Genomic DNA, 17,919 nt, shown 5'->3' with positions numbered 1-17,919 from the left:
TCCGTCGGAGACTGGCTCAGAACCGCCAGCAAGCGTCGCCCCCTGCGGGTCCAGTGAGACCGTCACAGGCGCGTGACAATAGCTTTACGCGCCGGCCCCCCGACAGTCTTCACATGAATGTCGCCGTCCTCGCCCACGAATCGTTCCCCGACCGCGCCAAGACGGCGGTCGGGTTGCTCCGCTACGGTGACCACGAGGTGCGGGCCGTCCTCGACAGAGAGCACGCCGGCGGCCGCGTCGCAGACCACCTGCCGGACGTACAGGACGCCCCCATCGTCGCCTCGATGGCCGACGTGCCGGCGGTGGACGCGCTGGTCATCGGCATCTCCCCCATCGGCGGCGGGTTCGACGAGTCGTGGCGGCCCGACGTGCGCGCGGCGCTCGAGCGCGGCTGTGACGTCCTCTCGGGACTGCACGACTTCCTCGAGGACGACGCGGAGTTCGTCCGTCTCGCCGAGGAACACGGTGGCGAACTCCACGATTTGCGGAAGCCGCCAGACGACCTCACGGTGGCCGAGGGGACCGCCGGCGAGGTGGACGCCACCGTCGTCACCACCGTCGGCACCGACTGCTCGACGGGGAAGATGACCGCCTCCTTCGAGATACGCGACGCCGCCCGCGAGCGCGGGCTGGACGCCGCCGTGGTGCCGACGGGCCAGACCGGCGTCGCCATCACCGGCTGGGGCATCGCCGTCGACCGCGTCATCGCCGACTACGCCGCCGGCGCCGTCGAGCGCCTCGTCCAGACGCCCGAGGACGCTGACCTCCTCGTCGTGGAGGGGCAGGGCGCGCTCGCCCATCCGGCCTACTCCGGCGTGACGACGAGCATCCTCCACGGGTCGGCGCCGGACGCACTGGTGCTGTGTCACAATGCCGGACAGGAGGTCGTCCACAGCTACGAGTCGTTCGCCATCCCGCCGCTGGACGAGTACGTCGACGTCTACGAGCGACTCGCCGCGCCCGTCTCCGAGGCCACCGTCGACGCCGGGATGTTGAACACCAGCGCCCTTGACGCGGACGACGCGGCGGCCGCCGTCGAGACGTACCGCGGGGCGCTGGGCGTCCCGGCGACGGACCCGGTCCGGGACGGCGTCCCAGACGAGGTGCTCGACGCCATCCTATGAGGTGGCACGTCGAACGGTACGACCTGCCGCTCTCGACGCCGTTCGGTATCGCCCGGCGGACCAGCGAGACGAGCGGCACCGTCGTCGTCGAACTCACCCACGACGGGACGACCGGGGTCGGTGCGGCGACCCCCACAGAGTACTACGGCGAGACGCCCACCAGCGTCGCCGAGACGCTCCCGGACCTGCTGCGGACCGTCGAGTCCGTCGGCGACCCGCACGCCGGCCAGCGCATCGAGCGCCGGCTCCGCGAACAGGCCCCACACCAACCGGCGGCCCGCGCCGCCGTCTCCATCGCGCTGGCCGACCTCGCGGCGCGTGAGGTGGACGTCCCGCTGTACCGGCAGTGGGGACTGGACCCCGACCGCGCCCCGCCGACCTCCTACACCGTCGGTATCGACCCTCCAGAGAAGATGGCCGAGAAGGCCGCGGCCGCCGTCGAGGCGGGGTTCTCGACGCTGAAGGTGAAGCTCGGCACCGACGCCGACCGGGCCCGGTTCGAGGCGGTCCGGGAGGCGGTCCCGGACGCCGACCTCAAGGTCGACGCGAACGCGGCGTGGGACCCCGAGGAGGCAATCACGGCGGCCGGGTGGCTCGAAGCCGCGGGCGCGACGATGCTCGAGCAGCCGGTCGCCGCCGACGACGTCGAGGGCCTCCGGCGGGTCACGCGGTCGACGGCGATACCGGTGTGTGCCGACGAGTCCTGCGTGGTCCCGACGGACGTGCCGCGGGTCGCCGACGCCTGCGACGTCGTCAACGTCAAACTCGTCAAGTGCGGGGGCCTGCGGGCCGCGACGCGCCTCGTCCACGCCGCCGACGCCCACCGCCTCGCGACGATGGTCGGGTGCATGGTGGAGTCGAACGCCTCTATCGCCGCCGCGGCCCACCTCGCACCGCTGGTCGACTACGCCGACCTCGACGGTGCCCTCCTCCTCGACGCCGACCCCTACGAGGGCGTCCCGGTCGAGGGCGACGAGTTCGACCTCCGGGCGGTCGACTCGGGGACCGGCGTCCGTCCGAACCCGGCGTTCGACCGCCAGGACTGACACCGCCCTTGCGTGTGAAGGCCGGGCCGTTATCCGCCCGGGGCGACGAGCGGACGACATGACCGAGTACTGCGACAACTGCGGCACGGAGCTGGACCCAGCACAGGCCCGTCACCAGCGGTACATGGTCGAACACGCGTCCGACGACGTCGCCACGCTCGAGGGTGCGCTCTGTTCGGACTGCTTCTACGAGTTCGACGCGTGGCTCGACGCCGAGTGACAAAAGACGTCGGTTCCGTCGCCGTTCAGGCGCTCTCAGCGGCCTCGAGGAGTTCCTCGTAGTCCGGTTCGTTGGTGGGGTCGTCGGCGACCCAGCTGTACGCCACGTCGCCGTCGTCGTCGACGACGAACACGGCGCGGTTGGCGACGCCGTGCAGACCGAGGTCGCCGATGTCGATCTCGAGCCCGTAGTCCTGAATCGCCTCGCGCCCCATGTCGCTGACGAGGTCGAACTCGAGTCCGTGTTCGTCGCGGAAGGCGTTGAGCGAGAACGCCGAGTCGGCACTCACGCCGAGGACCGTCGCACCGGCGGCCTCGAACGCCTCGAGGTGGTCCTGGAGCGCGACCATCTCGTTCGAGCACGGCGGCGTGAACGCGCCGGGGAAGAACGCCAGCACGACGGGGCCGTCCCCGAGGTGGTCCGACAGTTCGAAGGCCTCTACCTCTCCGTTCGCGACCGTCGCCGAGATGTTCGGTGCGGAATCGCCTGTGGATACCATCGACCGTGCGTTGGCGCTTGAACCGAATAAATGGTCGCAAACTGGGGACCACCGCCCGGTCCCACCGGCTATTTGCCGGTGCCATCCCGAGGTGGACCTATGCGCCCGAGGCTCTGGGTCGCGCTCGCCGTCGTCACCGTCCTCGCCGGGTGTGCGGGCGTCTTCGCCGGCGGGGACACGGCCGGGACGCCGGCGCGAGTCACGGCCGCCCCCGTCCCCGAGCAGACCCCCGGGCGCCTCGCGCTCCCCCGGACGGCCGACGGGACGCCGGACGTGGGCCGTCTCGTCGTCGAACACCACCAGACGGTGCGGTCGCGGAGCGTCCACCGGCGTGTCGTCCGCAACGGGGGGCAGTCGGCGACGGACGTCTGGGCCGACCGGGACCGCGACGTCGTGCGAGTCCGCCAGCGGTTCGGCCGTTCGACCGACGATGTGGTCGTCGTCGACGGGCGACGCTACACGCGGACGGGAGACGGGGAGGTAGCGGTCCAGCCGACGAGCAACTCGCTACCGGCGGTCGACACCGCGAGCGGCCTGTTCGTCCTCCAGCAACACGTCGCCGGCCTCGTCTACAACCGCACCGGGTCCGTCACCCGTAACGGCACGCGGCTGGCCGTCGTCCGCGCGACCACGACGAACGCGTCTCTCTCGCGGAGCGGGTTCCGGACCGTCGTCGCCGCCGACTCGCGACTGTACGTGGACGGTGACGGGGTCGTCCGGTATCTGGTCCACCGGGAACGCTACGCCGACGGGTCGGTACGGTCGCTGAGGATGCGCGTCACGACGGACCTCGAGCGAGTGCCGCGCCCCGAGTGGTTCCCCGCCGACCCCGGCGTGCCGTAGCTCACAGCCACTCGGCGAACTCGTGGTGTTCGCGGCTGTGCTCGAAGTAGTCGCGTTGCATCTCCGCGATGGCGGCCCGGAGGTCGTACCCGTCGTCCAGGTACGACCTGACGCGACCGACCTTCCACGAACTCGGCGTCTCGCCGGCCTCGTAGCGGCGCTCGATGGGAGCGACGTACTCGTCGATCAGCTCCTCGGGCAGGTCCTGTTCGGCGAGGCCGAGGCGGGCGTAGTGGAACACCTCGTCGAAGATGACCTCGGGGTCGGTGGTGCGCTCGCCGTGGCTGGTGACCCACGCGAGGTCGGCGTCCAGTCCGTCCTCGGCGGCGGCGTAGAAACTCCGGCGGGCCTCCTGCCACGGCAGTTCCGCCAGCGGGTGGTCGGCGGCGACCAGCCCGCGGATGAGGCCGACCGTCAGCGCCTGCAGCCCGATCATGTCCGTGACGTGTGGCTGGGTGGGGAGCGGCCGGTACTCGATGCGGAGCGAGCGCTCGCTCGCGGCCCCGTCGACGGCGGTACCGCCGACGACACAGCGGAGCCACCGCCAGTAGGTGCCCCGCTTGTGGTCGAACTCCCAGAACTCGTCCTCGAAGCCGTTCCGGTCGTCGTCTTCGAGCCACTCCCGGAGGAACGGCGCAAAGAGGTCGTCGGCGACGACGCGGTCGACCACGTCCGTCGCGCGGTCGATGTCCTCCGGCACCCGGACCTTCGGGTTCGCGCTGGTGTTGACCGACTGCTCGAAGGCGGCGATGCGGAGTTCGTGGTGGGTCGCCTCACAGAGCCACTCGCCGTCGACGCCGTCGTACATGTCCGCCGGGAGGAACGGGGAGTTGGTCGAGAGGGCGAGCAGCGGCCCGAGCGTCCGGATGGCGGCGTTGTAGTAGTCGGGGAACGTCTCGCTGTCGGGAATCTGGAGGTGCGGCTGGATGGAGGTGGCCAGCGACTCGAACAGGATGGTCGGGAACGCCCCCTCGTAGCCCGGCACGTCGAACGGGATCTCGCCGCCGGCGTGCTGGAGCGCTTCGTTGTCGAGCGCGACGTACCGCGGGGCCTGCCGCATGTTGTCGGCCAGCACCACGCCGTCGCGGGCCTCGTGGGCCGAGAGGTAGGACTCGCTGCCCTCCTCGGGGGGAACCGTCCACATCGCGTCCAGTACGAGTTCGCAGTGCTGGTTGCTCGCCTGCGCGCGGGCCTGCTTGGTCTGCATCTCGACGGCGGTGGTCTGGACCTCCATCCCCGTCTGGTCGAAACTGTTGGGTTCGGTGTTGACCTCGGCGTTGTGCAGGCCCAGTTCCTTGTTGGCCTCGCCCTCGAAGACGACGTCGGGCAGGCGGGTGAGTCGGCCCGCCCAGTCCTCGGGGTCCATGTAGGGTTCGGCCTCGTCGGCCACCGCCTCGACGGCCGGTTCCCCCTCGTCCTCGGGGGTCTCCGTGTCGTCCTCGGCCAGCGGGCTGTCGGGGTCGATGTCCAGCGAGGGCCCCTCGCCGGGGCCGAACTGGTCGTCCTCGTCGTCCTCGCCGTCGTCCGCTGTCCCCGCCGCCCCGTCGCCCGACCCCGCCGGTGCCAGCGGGTCGTCGGTCTGCTCCAGCGGGGCGTCGCCCTCGGGTTCGAGCGACGCACCGCTCCCGTCACCGGGTTCGGCCGGGGCGTCGAGCGAGCCGTCCCACGCCGACCCGCCGCCGCCCGAGAGGTCGTCGTCCAGGTCGCTCTCGTCCAGTTCCGGCTCGTCCTCGTCGTCGGGCTCCGGCGGCTCCGGCACGCTGTTGATGGCGTACAGCTCTATCTCGAGACCGACGGAGAAGGACTCGTTGTCGAACTCCCCGGCCTCGATGGCGGTCCGCAGCTGTGCCGCCTGGTCGTCGACCCGGTCGGCGAACTCCGCGTACGTCTCGTCAGCCAACGAGCGGCGCACCAGGTCGACGATGTCGTCCATACCGTGAACTGTGGCGGTTCTTCCCTTATAACTACCCCGTCAGCGGCGAGGTACTCGGCCGTGCGCTACGGCTCCCGCCGGTCGCCGTTCCGCTCCGAGGGCCGCTCGCTTCGGTCGCGCCCCTCGCTACTCGAACAGGTCCTCGTGTCGCGCCGCGAGGTTCGCGTAGTCGCCGGAGGAGAACGCCTCGAACACCTCGTCGGGGTCGATGGTCGTCTCGGAGAGGGGCGTGACCTGCGCCGGACTCCCGCGGACGAACGACTCGGCGGGCACCTCGTAGCCCGGCGGGACGACGGTGCCCATGGCGACGATGGAGCCCTTGCCGATGATGGCGTCGCTCACCGTCGAGTTGAATCCGACCAGCGCGCCGTCCCGGACCTCGGCGTCGTTGAGGACGGCCCCGTGGCCCACCATCACCTTCTCGCCGACCGTCGAGGCGTGGAGGATGGCGCCGTCGCCGATGGCCGACTCCCGGCCCACCTCGACGGGGCCGACGTCGCCCCGGAGGACGCACCCCGGCCAGACGTTGGCGTTCGGACCGACGGTCACGTCACCGACCACCGTCGCCTCGCGACTGACGTGTGCGTACCCGTGGATGTCCGGCGTCGCTCCCTCGAACTCGTACTCGCGGCTGTCCATACTCGGTACAGCGTGTGGGATATCCGAAAAGATACCGGTCAGACAGGTCAGGTGTGGTCGACGGCGTCGTCGAACAGGGGTTTCAGGCGGCTGATTGTCCGGTCGTCGTGTGCCGCCGGGTCGACGTGGAAGTGGCCGACGGCGTCGACCTCGCGCAGCTGTCCGGCGAGCATGTGGAGGAACTTGAACGCCGACTGGACGTCGACGAACTGGAGCAGTTCGGTCAAGGAGTCGAAGCAGGCGACCAGTTGGACGCCATCCTCGTGGTCGGTGAGGTAGTTGTTCAGGCGCATGCCGAGCCCGGTCGGGTCGTTCGGGTTCGCCGTCGTGACGAAGACGCTGTCGGGCACGTCGTGGTCCGCCTCGCGGAGGCCCGCCTGGTCGCCGACGACGACGATGCCCATCCGCGCCGGCAGCTCGTCGTACTGCTCGCGCCAGTCCGCGACCAGTTCCGCCGGCGAGGCCGAATACGTGACCTGCAACACGTCGAGTTGCTCCGGCGGGGCCGGTGCCAGCAGCTCCAGACACGTCTCGTGTTTGGTCGCACTCAACGACGGCGCGGAGACGAGGACGTTCGTCCCGGGTCGGACACTGGTCTGCTCCATCTACTGCCCACCCCCGTCGCCGTCGAGGGTCGCAACCGTCGAGCCGGCACCCGGCGGTTGCTGGACGCGCATGTACGGTTCCGTCTCGACGTACTCGACGAGCCGCGTCGACCCCATGTAGCCGGTGGGCGACTTCTGGAGTTCGATGTACTGGAGGCCGTTGTCGGTCATCCACGTCTTCAGCGTCTGCCACGACCCGTTCTCGTAGAAGGCCGCGAGTTCGTCGTCCAGCGTCGCGGGGTTGAACAGGTACATCGTCGTGTCGTCCTCGCGGTAGAGGTTCTCCTCCTCCCAGAAGCGGATCTGCCGGAGTTCGTCGCCGTCGAGCACCGGCAGCTGGGCCTCGACGTTGAGCACGGTGAACATCGACTGGTCGCCCCGCCTGTCGTCGATGGTGCGGAACACCGACGCGGGGTTGTCCGTGTCGTGTTCCTGCGGTTTGAACACGTTGCGTTTGGTGTTCTCCCAGATGTTGGCGAAGTCGATGAGGAACAGCTGGTCGTTCGCCAGCAGGTCCTCCATGTCGCCGACTCGCTCGTCGATGATGCTGCGCAACCGCTTGGGCGGGAGCTCAACCGGCGGGACGATGGTGATAGCGCACCCGTTGTCGCGGGCCTCCGTCAGCAGGTTCGTCAGGATGGAGTGGGGACTCGCCCGGCCGTCGTGTTCCAACAGGAGCGTCCCGCCCCGAACGATGCCCCCGCCCATGAGGTGGTCCAGCCCCGGGATGCCCGTCGACATGTGGTCGCCGGGGACGAACTCGCCGGGGTGGGTCCGGAGGCGCGGCGCGACGCGCAGCCCCTCGTGGGTGAACGACACCTCGTGGACGCGCGTGTCGTGGTCGACGCCGCGCATCTTCACCACCTCGAGGAAGCGGTGGTAGTCGCCGCCGACGTTCTCACGCCACAGGCGGAGGACGCCGTGGGTGTTGAACTGGACGGCGTCGCTGGCGGCCACCGTCTTCACGTCCTCCTGCATCGGCCCCGGTTGGGACTCCTCGGCGGTGAACAGCGCCGTCGCGTCGAACTCGTCGTTGAGCAGGCGGATGAAATCGAGCAGCGTCCGCCGGAACACGTCCTGGTCCTCGCCGATGGCCGAGAGCCCCGAGACGGAGTCGAGGACGACCCGGTCGGCGGGGGCGAACTGTTCGAGGTAGCGCGTGATGTACTTCGCCTCGAAGGGGGCGGAGTAGTCACCGCCGAGCATCTGGCCCCCTTCGAGCGTCTCGAGGGTCAGTTCGCGTTCCTCACCGCTCTCGACGGTCTGGCCCGGCGTCGCGTGGACGGACGTGACCGTGAGGCTGTCGTGGTCGATGTCGAACGCGAAGTCGGCGAAGGCGTCCGACAGCTCGTCGAAGGTCTGTTCGGTGCTGATGTACAGGCACTCCTCGCCACGGTCCAGCCCCTCCTGCAGGAACTGCATGGCGAGCGTCGACTTGCCCGTCCCCGGACCGCCAGTGACCAGCACTGTACGCCCCTCGGGGAGGCCGCCGTGGAGTATGTGGTCGAGGGTCTCGCTACCGGTGGGTACCGACATCGTGGTCTCTGTGACCTGTTGGAAAGCACGTGGTAAATGCGTAGTGCCAAACTATCAGCACTGAAACTTGCTCACTCGATGTGGACGACGAGGACGGGCACCGGCGAACTCTCGACGACGCGCTCGGTGACGCTCCCGAGGTTCGCCACCCGGTCGCGGCCGGTCCGGCCGTGGGTCCCCATCACCACGAGGTCGATGTCCTCGTCGGCGGCGTACTGCGTGATGACCTTGTGCGGGATGCCCTCCTCCATCCGGGTCACGGTCTCGAGGGCCGCCTCCTCGCCGCCGACCGCGATGTCGTCGAGCGCGACCTGCCCCTCCTCGCGGAGCGACTCCCGGACGTCCTCCTGGGTGTCCTTGTCGGCCGCGAGGTAGAGGCGTCTGTCGACGACGTAGAGACCGTGCAACACCGCGTCGTTGTCGCGGGCTATCGAGACGGCGTGAGCGAGCGTCTCGGTCGTCCCCTGACTGCCGTCGGTCGCGACGAGTACCTTGTCGTACATCGGCACGTCGGCACTGCGTCCCGACGGTACATAGTACTCCCTGTTGGCACACCACACGACGCGCCGGACGACGACCGACGCCGCTACGGGACGGCGTTGAATTACCACTGTTCAGCAGAGCGGCCGTTCTGCCATTACTTGTCAACTAGTGTACTTTTCATGCAGGGGGACATGTGTGGGACCACCATGCAAGGGAGTGACCTACCGGCTGGCCGGTCCGTCGAACTGTACGTGCGGTCGCTGGCGCCGGACGGCTACCACCAGTCACAGACGACGATACTCGACCGGACGGCGACGCTGGTCGAGGCCGGGACGCTCACCGACCGTCACGTCCACATCTGGGGGCGACAGGTCCCGGTTGGTGGCGAGGCGGCACGGACGGCCGTCGGGGAGTACGTCCTCGACCGGGTCGTCGTCTTCCGGGAGTGGGCGGCGGCCAACGACCGGTCACTGGCGCCGGCGTTCGAACTGCGGGAGGTCGACGACACCATCGTCGGCGAGCAGTTCCGCGCCATCCGGTTCCCGACCGCCGTGCTCGTCGAGTACGTCGACGACGCCCTGGTCTGTGTCACGCCCCACGCCGCCGAGGGCGCGGTCACGACGGTCGCCGACCGCCTCGACGCCCTCGAGACCGGCGACCAGACGCGGTTCGAGCCCGTCGACGAGGCGACGGTGGAGGCCCCGCCGACGCGGGTCGACCGCGCTCGCTCGGCGCGCACCGACGACGGGGAAGGGCTCCTGACGACCGAGTGAGTCGCCGTCCGCGTCTCAATACACTTATCCCCGGCGGCTATCCTATCCACGGGTATGAGTACGGTCACGGTCACGCTGCCGGACGGGTCCACGCTCGAGATGGACGCCGGCAGTACGGTCGAAGACGTCGCCTACGAAATCGGACCGGGACTCGGTGACGACACCGTCGCGGGCGTCGTGGACGGCGAGCTGGTCGACAAGCACACTCCCATCGAGGAGGACGTCGAACTGGTCATCGTCACACCGAGCAGCGACGAGTACGTGGACGTGCTTCGGCACTCCGCCGCCCACGTCTTCGCGCAGGCGCTCCAGCGCGAGTTCCCCGAGGCGACACTGACCATCGGACCGTGGACCGACGACGGGTTCTACTACGACGTCACCGGGGTCGACCTCGACGAGGACGACCTCGAGGACATCGAGGCCGAAGCCGCGGCCATCATCGAAGAGGACTACGACATCGAACGCGAACTCGTCGACCGGGAGGAGGCGTTCGAGCGCTACGAGGACAACCCGTTCAAGCAGGACATCTTAGAGACCGAGGCGGCCGACGAGGACCCCGTCTCCTTCTACGAACAGGGCGAGTTCTACGACCTCTGTCAGGGCCCCACGTCGAGTCGACGGGCGAGATCGGCGGGTTCGCACTGCTGGAGATATCGGCGGCGTTCTGGCGCGGCGACGAGGACAACGAGACCCTGACCCGCGTGTACGGCACCGCCTTCCCCACGCAGGGCGAACTCGACGAGTACCTCGAACGCCGACGGAAGGCCCAGGAGCGAGACCACCGCAAGATCGGCCAGGAGATGGACCTGTTCTCCATCGACGACACCACCGGGCCGGGCCTCCCGCTGTACGAACCCAACGGCAAGAAGGTTCTCAACGAGCTCTCGGACTACGTCGCCCAGCTCAACCGCGACGCCGGCTACGACGAGATAGAGACGCCCCACGTCTTCCGCACGGAGCTGTGGAAGAAGTCCGGCCACTACGAGAACTACGTCGACGACATGTTCCTCCTCGACGTCAACGACGAGGAGTACGGCCTCAAGCCGATGAACTGCCCGGGCCACGCGACCATCTTCGACCAGAAGTCGTGGTCCTACCGTGACCTCCCGGTTCGGTACTTCGAGGACGGCAAGGTGTACCGCAAAGAACAGCGCGGCGAACTGTCGGGGCTCTCGCGGACGTGGGCCTTTACCATCGACGACGGCCACCTGTTCGTCCGCCCCGACCAGATAGAGCAGGAGGTGCTGGCGACGGTGGACATCATCCTCGACACGCTGGACACGTTCAACCTCGACTACACCGTCCAGTTCGCCACCCGCCCCGAGAAGTCCGTCGGCGGCGACGAGATATGGGAGAAGGCCGAGAACCAACTCGCCTCGGTCCTCGACGAGCAGGACATCGACTACGTGGTCGAGGAGGGCGACGGCGCCTTCTACGGCCCGAAGATAGACTTCGCCTTCGAGGACGCGCTCGGGCGCAACTGGGACGGCCCCACGGTGCAGCTGGACTTCAACATGCCCGAGCGGTTCGACCTGACCTACACGGGCGAGGACAACGAGGACCACCGCCCGGTGATGATCCACCGCGCGCTGTACGGCTCCTACGAGCGGTTCTTCATGGTGCTGACCGAGCACTACAACGGGAAGTTCCCGCCGTGGCTGGCCCCCGAACAGGTCCGCATCCTCCCCGTCTCGGACGACAACATCCCGTACTGTGAGGAGCTCCAGGACGAACTGGGCGAGTTCCGCGTCGAGATAGAGGACCGCTCGTGGACCGTCGGCCGCAAGATACAGCAGGCCCACGACGACCGGGTCCCCTACATGCTCATCATCGGCGACGACGAGGAGAGCGCGGGCGACATCTCCGTGCGCGACCGGAAGGAACGCGAGGAGAAGGGCATCGACCTCGCCGAGTTCCGCGACCACCTCGAGACCGAGGTCGGACAGCAGCGGACCGCCGTGACGTTCCTCGCCGGTCGGTAGCGGACTGCCGGTGGCCGTATCACAGCAAGGCGGTTCCTTTTACCTCTGGCGGGCGACGGCTTCGGCATGACAGACGCCGACCGGGACCAGCCCAGCGACACGATGCGGGAGCGGGCTGACGAGAGTACGTGGTTCCTCTGGGTGTTGCTCGACGCCGACCGGCGGTTCGTCGCGGCCATCTTCTCCGCCGCGCTGTTCACCACGCTCGTGGTCGTCGGCGTCCTCCACCCCACCCCGGGCCAGAAGCTGCTGACCCGCGGCGACCCCATCGAGACGCTGTATCAGGCGCTCATCACCGGCACCATCACCGGCGTCACGCTGGTCCTGACGCTGAGCCAGCTCGTCCTCTCACAGGAGCTCGGTGCCGTGGGCGACCAGCGCGACCGGATGGCGGGCGCGATGGAGTTCCGCTCGGACATGGCCGACGCCGTCGGCACGGCCGTCAGCCCCGCCGAGCCGTCGGCGTTCCTCCGGTCGCTGGTCCGCGCGACGAAAGAGCACGCCCAGGAGGTCGAGACCGCCGTCGAGGCCGACGACCTGGACCAGAACCTGTCGGACCTGCTCTCGACGTACCTCGACTCCATCGTCGGCAACGCCGAGACGGTCACCGAGCAACTCGAAGGCGCGAACTTCGGGGAGTTCGACGTCGTCAAGGCCGCGCTGAACTACAACTACTCCTGGAAGCTGTACGCCGGCCGGCGCATCCGCGAGCAGTACGGCGACGAGCTCTCCGAGGAAGCGCTGGACCGACTCGGCACCCTCGTCGACACCCTCGAACTGTTCGGGCCGGCCCGCGAGCACTTCAAGACGCTGTACTTCCAGTGGGAGCTGTCGAACCTCTCGCGGGCGCTGCTGTACGTCGCCGTCCCGGCGCTGGCCGTCGCCATCTCGGCGCAGGTGTACTTCGACCCGCGTGACTTCGCGACTCTCACGTTCGGCGTCGCCGACTCGCTGTGGATACTGGCGCTGACGACCACCGTCTCGCTGCTCCCGTTCACGCTGTTGCTCGCGTACATCCTCCGCATCGTCACCATCACCAAGCGGACGCTCTCTATCGGGCCGTTCATCCTCCGTGAGACGGACCGCTCCGTGGACGTCAACTGGGACTGAGTCCCCTCGCGGCACACGAGTTTATCACACAGCCGAACGTTCTGGCGGGACATGGCCGCGCTCTCGGCGGGGGCGCTCGTGGTGTTCGCGCTCGTCGCCGTCGCCCTGACGCTGTTCGTCACCGAGTGGCTCCCGCCGGACATGACGGCGGTGGCCGTCCTCGTCTCGCTGGCCGTCCTCGAGCCGTACACCGGCGTCCCCGCCCGCGAGGCCATCTCGGGCTTCGCCAGCCCCGCCGTCGTCACCATCGTCGCGATGTACATCCTCAGCGCGGGCGTCGAGGAGGCCGGCGTGGTCGATTGGCTCGGCGCCAGACTGGCCGCGCTCACCGGCGGCGACGAGCGGCGGTTGCTCGCGGCCATCGTCGGCACCACGGGCGTCAGCGCCGGGTTCGTCAACAACACGCCCATCGTGGCGGTGTTCATCCCCCTCGTGACCGGCCTCTCCGAGCGGTACGGCGTCTCGCCGTCGAAGCTCCTGCTCCCGCTCTCCTTCGCGGCGATGCTCGGCGGGACGCTGACCCTCGTCGGCACCGCGACGAACCTGCTGGCCAGCGACATCTCGCGGGAGCTGCTGGACGAGCCGTTCTCGATGTTCACGCTCACGCCCGTCGGCGTCGTCGTCCTGCTGGTCGGCGTCGCCTACCTGCTCACCGTCGGCCGGGCGCTGGTCCCCGAGCGGATACACCCGGCGGCCGACTTCACCGAGGAGTTCGACATGGACCGTCACCTCGCGCAGGTGACGGTCCGCGAGTCGTCGCCGCTGGTCGGCCTGACCGTCGCCGAGGCGCTCGACGACGACGGCGTGGTCGACGCCGCCGCGGCCGACGCCGAGGGGGTCGTCGCCGACGGCGAACCGGCCGTCCCCGAACCGATAGACGTCGACGTCCTCCAGATAGACCGGAACGGGGAGTCGTTCTTCGCGACGGCGACCGACCGACCGCTGGCACCGGGCGACGTGCTGACGGTCCGGGGCAACACGCAGGCCGTCAACCAGTTCGGCGAGCGCTACGGGCTCCGACAGCTCCCCCGCGAGTCGGTGACCGAGGAACTGCTGGCCGAGAGCGGACACCCCGGCGTCCTCGTCGAGGCCGTCGTCCACGGCGACTCCCGTCTGCTGGGCCGCACGCTGGGGGACGTGGGCCTGCGCTCGCGGTTCGACGTGACGGTGCTGGCGGTCCGCCGTGGCGACACGGTCGTCCGGGAGGGGTTCGCCGACGTCGAACTCGCCGCCGGGGACACGCTGTTGCTCCAGACGCCGGTCGACGAGATAGCCCACCTGAGTGACGAGGGGTACCTCGTCCTCACCGAGGGCCCGCCCGAACTGTTCGACGTGATCCACGGCGAGGAGGAGGGCCCGGCGCCGACGCTCGGCCCGCGGGCGCTGGTGCCGCTGGGAGTCCTCGTCGCCGTCATCGCGCTCGCCGCGGCGGGGGTGGTCCAGATATACATCGCCGCGCTGGGCGGCGTCGTCGCGATGGTGGCGACGGGGGCGCTCTCCGCCTCGCGGGCCTACGACGCCGTGAGCTGGAACGTCGTCTTCCTGCTCGCCGGCCTCCTCCCGCTGGGGGCGGCGATGCAGGCGACCGGCGGCGCGGCGTTCGTCGGCAGTCTCCTCGCGGCGGTGGCCGGCGTCGTCCCGCCGCTGGTCCTGCTCGGCCTGTTCTACCTCCTGACGGCGGTGCTGGCGAGCGTCATCACGCCGGTCGCCACCGTCGCGCTGATGGCGCCGATAGCCGTCGCCACGGCGCGTGACGTCGGGGTCGAGGGGACGCCGTTCCTCCTGGTCGTCACCTTCGCCGTCGCCACCGCCTTCCTCACCCCCGTCGGCTACCAGACGAACCTGATGGTGTACGGGCCCGGCGGCTACCGGTTCACCGACTACGCCCGCGTCGGCGCGCCCCTGCAGGCGCTGCTCTGCGTGGTCACGACGCTGGCCGTCGCCGTCGTCTGGCCGCTGTGAGCGGCAGAAGGTGAATCTCTCAGGCCTGCTCGTCGTCTTTCAGCTCCTCGAGTTCGGACTCCACCTCGCTCTCGTCGACGTCGGGCGTCTCCACGTCCGCGGCGGCGTCGTCGGCCAGTTCCTGTTCGAGATCCGTCTCGGCGTCGCTCTGGTCGGCGGTCGCGGCCTCGCTCTCGGCCGGTGCGTCCTCGTCGGCCTTGCCCATCTCCCGTTTCAGCGTGTCGAGTTCGGCGTCGACGGCGCCCTCCTGCTGGACCTCTTCGAGCTCCTTCTCCAGCGAGCTCTTGTCGGAGAGCTGGTCCTCCAGCACGCCGTCCTCGCGGAGTTCGTCCATCGCCTGTGCGCGGGCCTCCATGTCCTCGGTGCGCTCCTCTGCGCGCTCGATGGCGCGGTTGACGTCCTCCATCTCCTCGCCGGCCCCGGTCATGGCCTCGTTGACCCGCTTCGATGCCTTCGCGGCCTCGTGACGGGCCTTCATCGTCTCCTTCTTCGTGCGGAACTGCTCTATCTGGCGCTGGAGTTCGTCCTTCTGCTCGACGAGCTGGTCCTGCTGGGACTCCAGGTGGGATATCTGGGAGTCCAGCTCCTCTATCTGGCTCATCTTCTGTTTCTTCTTCTCCAGGGCCTGCCGCGCGAGGTCCTCTCGGTCCTGCTTGACGGCCTGTCGGGCCTGGTCGTTGTGCTTCTCGACGTTCTCCTCCAGGCGGCGCTTCTGAATCTCCAGTCGCTTCTTCTGGGTGGTCAGGTCCGCGATGCCCTGCTTGACGTCCTGCAGCTCGTTCCGCATCTGCTCGTAGCTGTAATCGAGGGTCTCGGCGGGGTCTTCGGAGCGGTTGAGCACCGCGTTCACCTTCGACCGGATGATGTACGAGGCGCGCGAGAGGATTCCCATGGCTCAAAGTTCGGTGCTGTCGCCTTAAATTTCTTCCACTACTCACCCCGTTGAGACGACCGTCCGGCGTCGCCGACCAGCATGAACCACGTCCGCTCGACGGTCTCCCACTTCGCGTCGACGGCCAGCGGCAGGGCGAGCAGGAACACGACCAGCAGGACCGAGAAGACGTCTCCGGGCAGGCCGAACGAGGGGACGACGCTCCCGACGAACGCGCCGGTGTGTGACCCGGCGATGATGAACAGCAGTTGGCGCACGCTGCGGCGACGGCGGTCGGACTCGCTCACAGTGGAACGGTGGGCGTAGCCCTCCGGAGCGTCGTCGGCGTCGTCAGACATGGGCGTGTGTTCGGTCGGCCCCGGGACGTGATTGTCGACATCGCTTCGGCGACAGATACAGGCCTGTACCCGCCGACCGTACGGGTATGAGCGAGACGGTCCACGTCCCCGGGGGCCGGCGGGTCGTGGCGACCCTCGACGCGCCGGGGGCCGACCGCGTCGTCGTCGCCTGTCCGCCGCATCCACAGTACGGCGGCAGTCGGTCTGACCAGCGGCTGCGGGCGGTGAGCGACGCGCTCGGTCCAGACGTCGCCTGCCTCCGGTTCGACTACGGTCCGTGGGACGACGGCCGCGGCGAGCGCGCAGACGCCGAGAACGCGCTGGCGTGGGCGACCGACCGCTACGAGGCCGTGGGCCTGTTCGGCTACAGTTTCGGCGCCGGCGTCGCGGTTCGGGCGGCCGCCGAGGGCGGCGAGACCGCCCCCGACGCACTGTCCGTGCTCGCGCCGCCGGCGACCAGCAGCGGCCAGTCGGCGGCCGACGCCCTCGACGCCGTCGACTGCCCGGTCCAGGTCGTCTACGGCGAGCGAGACGACACCGTCGACTGGCGGCCGGTCGTCGAACGCGCACGGGACCGCGGCCACGCCGTCGAGTCGGTCGCCGCAGACCACCACTTCGTCGGGCAGGCCGACAAGGTGGCCGACGTGGTGGCGACGTTCCTCAGCGCCCACCTGTGACGAGCGGCTGCACCGCGAGCGCGCTCCCGCCGGACGTCGTCCAGTCCAGCGCGACGACGCGGCCGTCGCCGTACCGGACCAGCACCTCCGCCCCGTCGTCGCCGTCGAGGTCCGCCGGTGTCGCGAACGTCCAGATGGGGACCGGGCGCTCGTAGGCGGCGCGTTCGTCGCCGGTCCGGCCGTCGAGAACCGCGATGGTCCCCCCGTTCGTCACCGCGACGACGTCCTGCGTGCCGTCGCCGTCCACGTCGCCCAGTACCGGCGCGTACGCCGTCTGTCGCTCGCCGCCGCCCAGCGACGTTCGCCACTCCGTCTCGCCGGACGCGACGTCGATGGACCGCACCGTGTTCCCCGGGACGCCGGCGTACACCTCGGCTCGGCCGTCACCGTCGGCGTCGCCCACGTCGTGGATACGGGGCGTGCCGCCGACGTCCACAGTCCACTGTCGCTCGCCGGAGGCCCCGTCGAGGGCGGTCAGCTGTCCCGTACTGCCCGCCAGCACGGCCCCGTCCGGACCGACGGTGAGCGTCGTCGCGTCGACGTCGGCCCGCCACCGCTCGGTACCGTCGCCCTCGTAGACGACGACCCCGCCGTCGCCCCCGAGGACCACCTCCGCGGCGCCGTCGGCGTCCACGTCCGCGAGCCGCGGCCGCGCCCACACCGTCATGTTCGCGTCACGACGCCACGCGACGGTGCCGTCGCCGTGGGCGACGACGAGCGTCCCCGCGATGTCGCTCGTGACGATTTCCGAACCAGCGTCGCCGGTGACGTTGCCGACCGAGGGCTGGCCGTAGCCGTACGTCGAGAGCGGGACGCGCCACTCCTCGGTCCCGGTGGCCGCGTCGAGGACGACGACGGCGTTCTCCGTCGTGCCCACGGCGGCCTCCAGCCCGCCGTCACCGTCCACGTCCGCGACGGCGGGTTGCGTGAGCGCGTGGGTGAAACAGTCCTCCGCCGGGACCGACCACCGCCAGCGCGTCGCCCCGTCGCTGGGTCGGAGACGGACGAGCGAACAGGAGTCCGGACCGATGGGCTCGGCGTTCGGGACGGCCGCGACGGGTGCGACGAGGACGTCGCCGCGCGGGCCGACGCCGACGGCGTGGTGGTTCACCTCGTTCTGGCGGGCCGTGTCGCTCACCCACGTCTGGGTGAGTGTCCCGCCGTCGGCCGTCACGCCGACCGCGAGGACGGCGGCCAGCGCACCGCAGACCAGCAGCGCGACGAGCGTCGTCCGGGGTCGCATTGTCGACACTCCAC

The 17,919-nt window shown here is 69.6% G+C and carries 16 protein-coding genes and 2 pseudogenes; 9 read left to right on the top strand and 9 right to left on the bottom strand.

Annotation, left to right across the window (positions count from 1 at the left end; translation table 11 throughout):
- Positions 1–113: 113 nt before the first annotated feature.
- The 3 genes from ACV7GQ_RS02485 to ACV7GQ_RS02475 are packed head-to-tail and all read left to right on the top strand — an operon-like array spanning position 114 to position 2,390.
- Positions 114–1,124, top strand: coding sequence for a DUF1611 domain-containing protein (locus ACV7GQ_RS02485; protein ID WP_470311975.1), 1,011 nt, complete (start codon positions 114–116; stop codon positions 1,122–1,124).
- On the top strand, positions 1,121–2,170 hold the full coding sequence (locus tag ACV7GQ_RS02480) for a dipeptide epimerase (RefSeq protein ID WP_470311974.1): 1,050 nt from the start codon (positions 1,121–1,123) through the stop codon (positions 2,168–2,170). The genes ACV7GQ_RS02485 and ACV7GQ_RS02480 overlap by 4 nt, the downstream gene beginning before the upstream one ends.
- A gap of 58 nt (positions 2,171–2,228) precedes the next feature.
- Entirely contained in the window at positions 2,229–2,390 is a 162-nt protein-coding gene (locus tag ACV7GQ_RS02475; protein WP_470311973.1) for a hypothetical protein, read from the top strand.
- Positions 2,391–2,415: 25 nt separating this feature from the next.
- Here the strand turns inward: ACV7GQ_RS02475 and ACV7GQ_RS02470 are convergent, their stop codons facing one another.
- On the bottom strand, positions 2,416–2,889 hold the full coding sequence (locus ACV7GQ_RS02470; RefSeq protein WP_470311972.1) for a redoxin domain-containing protein: 474 nt from the start codon (positions 2,887–2,889) through the stop codon (positions 2,416–2,418).
- 99 nt (positions 2,890–2,988) lie between these two features.
- Here ACV7GQ_RS02470 and ACV7GQ_RS02465 point away from each other — a divergent pair, with 99 nt between their 5' ends.
- A complete protein-coding gene (locus ACV7GQ_RS02465; RefSeq protein WP_470311971.1) occupies positions 2,989–3,732 on the top strand; it encodes a hypothetical protein in 744 nt (247 codons plus the stop codon).
- Between the two features lies 1 nt (position 3,733).
- On the opposite strand, the gene ACV7GQ_RS02460 is transcribed toward ACV7GQ_RS02465, so the two are convergent.
- The 5 genes and pseudogenes from ACV7GQ_RS02460 to ACV7GQ_RS02440 form a co-directional block, all read right to left on the bottom strand.
- Positions 3,734–5,665, bottom strand: a complete 1,932-nt coding sequence (locus tag ACV7GQ_RS02460) for a glutamate-cysteine ligase family protein (RefSeq protein ID WP_470311970.1) — start codon at positions 5,663–5,665, stop codon at positions 3,734–3,736.
- 126 nt (positions 5,666–5,791) lie between these two features.
- Positions 5,792–6,304, bottom strand: coding sequence for a gamma carbonic anhydrase family protein (locus tag ACV7GQ_RS02455; protein ID WP_470311969.1), 513 nt, complete (start codon positions 6,302–6,304; stop codon positions 5,792–5,794).
- A gap of 47 nt (positions 6,305–6,351) precedes the next feature.
- Positions 6,352–6,909 carry a DUF7504 family protein gene (locus ACV7GQ_RS02450; RefSeq protein WP_470311968.1) on the bottom strand — a complete coding sequence of 186 codons (558 nt, stop codon included), beginning with the start codon at positions 6,907–6,909 and terminating at the stop codon, positions 6,352–6,354.
- A pseudogene (locus ACV7GQ_RS02445) lies at positions 6,910–8,454 on the bottom strand (RAD55 family ATPase); the annotation flags it as partial.
- 62 nt (positions 8,455–8,516) lie between these two features.
- The gene (locus ACV7GQ_RS02440) at positions 8,517–8,948 is read right to left on the bottom strand and encodes a universal stress protein (RefSeq protein ID WP_470311967.1); all 432 of its coding nucleotides are present in this window, start codon (positions 8,946–8,948) and stop codon (positions 8,517–8,519) included.
- Positions 8,949–9,134: 186 nt separating this feature from the next.
- On the opposite strand from ACV7GQ_RS02440, the gene ACV7GQ_RS02435 reads away from it, so the two are divergent.
- From ACV7GQ_RS02435 to ACV7GQ_RS02420, 4 genes and pseudogenes are all read left to right on the top strand, one after another.
- Positions 9,135–9,701 (top strand): HTH domain-containing protein, encoded by a 567-nt coding sequence (locus tag ACV7GQ_RS02435; RefSeq protein ID WP_470311966.1) that lies wholly within the window; start codon positions 9,135–9,137, stop codon positions 9,699–9,701.
- 54 nt (positions 9,702–9,755) lie between these two features.
- Positions 9,756–11,683, top strand: a pseudogene (thrS, locus tag ACV7GQ_RS02430) (threonine--tRNA ligase).
- Positions 11,684–11,749: 66 nt separating this feature from the next.
- Positions 11,750–12,793 (top strand): DUF7972 family membrane protein, encoded by a 1,044-nt coding sequence (locus ACV7GQ_RS02425; RefSeq protein WP_470311965.1) that lies wholly within the window; start codon positions 11,750–11,752, stop codon positions 12,791–12,793.
- A gap of 51 nt (positions 12,794–12,844) precedes the next feature.
- On the top strand, positions 12,845–14,755 hold the full coding sequence (locus tag ACV7GQ_RS02420) for an SLC13 family permease (protein ID WP_470311964.1): 1,911 nt from the start codon (positions 12,845–12,847) through the stop codon (positions 14,753–14,755).
- 19 nt (positions 14,756–14,774) lie between these two features.
- Here the strand turns inward: ACV7GQ_RS02420 and ACV7GQ_RS02415 are convergent, their stop codons facing one another.
- Positions 14,775–15,647, bottom strand: coding sequence for a PspA/IM30 family protein (locus ACV7GQ_RS02415; protein ID WP_470311963.1), 873 nt, complete (start codon positions 15,645–15,647; stop codon positions 14,775–14,777).
- Positions 15,648–15,685: 38 nt separating this feature from the next.
- A complete protein-coding gene (locus tag ACV7GQ_RS02410) occupies positions 15,686–15,985 on the bottom strand; it encodes a hypothetical protein (RefSeq protein WP_470311962.1) in 300 nt (99 codons plus the stop codon).
- Between the two features lie 86 nt (positions 15,986–16,071).
- On the opposite strand from ACV7GQ_RS02410, the gene ACV7GQ_RS02405 reads away from it, so the two are divergent.
- Positions 16,072–16,662 carry a dienelactone hydrolase family protein gene (locus ACV7GQ_RS02405; RefSeq protein ID WP_470311961.1) on the top strand — a complete coding sequence of 197 codons (591 nt, stop codon included), beginning with the start codon at positions 16,072–16,074 and terminating at the stop codon, positions 16,660–16,662.
- Here ACV7GQ_RS02405 and ACV7GQ_RS02400 read toward each other — a convergent pair.
- Complete coding sequence (locus tag ACV7GQ_RS02400; RefSeq protein WP_470311960.1) at positions 16,646–17,905, bottom strand: outer membrane protein assembly factor BamB family protein; 1,260 nt, start codon at positions 17,903–17,905, stop codon at positions 16,646–16,648. The genes ACV7GQ_RS02405 and ACV7GQ_RS02400 overlap by 17 nt on opposite strands.
- Between the last annotated feature and the right edge of the window lie 14 nt (positions 17,906–17,919).

It is taken from the genome of Haloarcula sp. MBLA0163, assembly GCF_055632435.1.
The sequence above is the reverse complement of the archived record's forward strand: the minus strand, read 5'-3'. Positions and strand labels throughout refer to the sequence as shown.

Excerpts from the sequence above, each read along its gene's own strand:
- ACV7GQ_RS02450 (WP_470311968.1), bottom strand. The coding sequence starts at position 6,909 with ATGGAGCAGACCAGTGTCCGACCCGGGACGAACGTCCTCGTCTCCGCG.
- ACV7GQ_RS02485 (WP_470311975.1), top strand. The coding sequence starts at position 114 with ATGAATGTCGCCGTCCTCGCCCACGAATCGTTCCCCGACCGCGCCAAG.
- ACV7GQ_RS02425 (WP_470311965.1), top strand. The coding sequence starts at position 11,750 with ATGACAGACGCCGACCGGGACCAGCCCAGCGACACGATGCGGGAGCGG.
- ACV7GQ_RS02455 (WP_470311969.1), bottom strand. The coding sequence starts at position 6,304 with ATGGACAGCCGCGAGTACGAGTTCGAGGGAGCGACGCCGGACATCCAC.
- ACV7GQ_RS02405 (WP_470311961.1), top strand. The coding sequence starts at position 16,072 with ATGAGCGAGACGGTCCACGTCCCCGGGGGCCGGCGGGTCGTGGCGACC.
- ACV7GQ_RS02420 (WP_470311964.1), top strand. The coding sequence starts at position 12,845 with ATGGCCGCGCTCTCGGCGGGGGCGCTCGTGGTGTTCGCGCTCGTCGCC.
- ACV7GQ_RS02435 (WP_470311966.1), top strand. The coding sequence starts at position 9,135 with ATGCAAGGGAGTGACCTACCGGCTGGCCGGTCCGTCGAACTGTACGTG.
- ACV7GQ_RS02415 (WP_470311963.1), bottom strand. The coding sequence starts at position 15,647 with ATGGGAATCCTCTCGCGCGCCTCGTACATCATCCGGTCGAAGGTGAAC.
- ACV7GQ_RS02460 (WP_470311970.1), bottom strand. The coding sequence starts at position 5,665 with ATGGACGACATCGTCGACCTGGTGCGCCGCTCGTTGGCTGACGAGACG.
- ACV7GQ_RS02440 (WP_470311967.1), bottom strand. The coding sequence starts at position 8,948 with ATGTACGACAAGGTACTCGTCGCGACCGACGGCAGTCAGGGGACGACC.
- ACV7GQ_RS02475 (WP_470311973.1), top strand. The coding sequence starts at position 2,229 with ATGACCGAGTACTGCGACAACTGCGGCACGGAGCTGGACCCAGCACAG.
- ACV7GQ_RS02410 (WP_470311962.1), bottom strand. The coding sequence starts at position 15,985 with ATGTCTGACGACGCCGACGACGCTCCGGAGGGCTACGCCCACCGTTCC.
- ACV7GQ_RS02465 (WP_470311971.1), top strand. The coding sequence starts at position 2,989 with ATGCGCCCGAGGCTCTGGGTCGCGCTCGCCGTCGTCACCGTCCTCGCC.
- ACV7GQ_RS02470 (WP_470311972.1), bottom strand. The coding sequence starts at position 2,889 with ATGGTATCCACAGGCGATTCCGCACCGAACATCTCGGCGACGGTCGCG.
- ACV7GQ_RS02400 (WP_470311960.1), bottom strand. The coding sequence starts at position 17,905 with ATGCGACCCCGGACGACGCTCGTCGCGCTGCTGGTCTGCGGTGCGCTG.
- ACV7GQ_RS02480 (WP_470311974.1), top strand. The coding sequence starts at position 1,121 with ATGAGGTGGCACGTCGAACGGTACGACCTGCCGCTCTCGACGCCGTTC.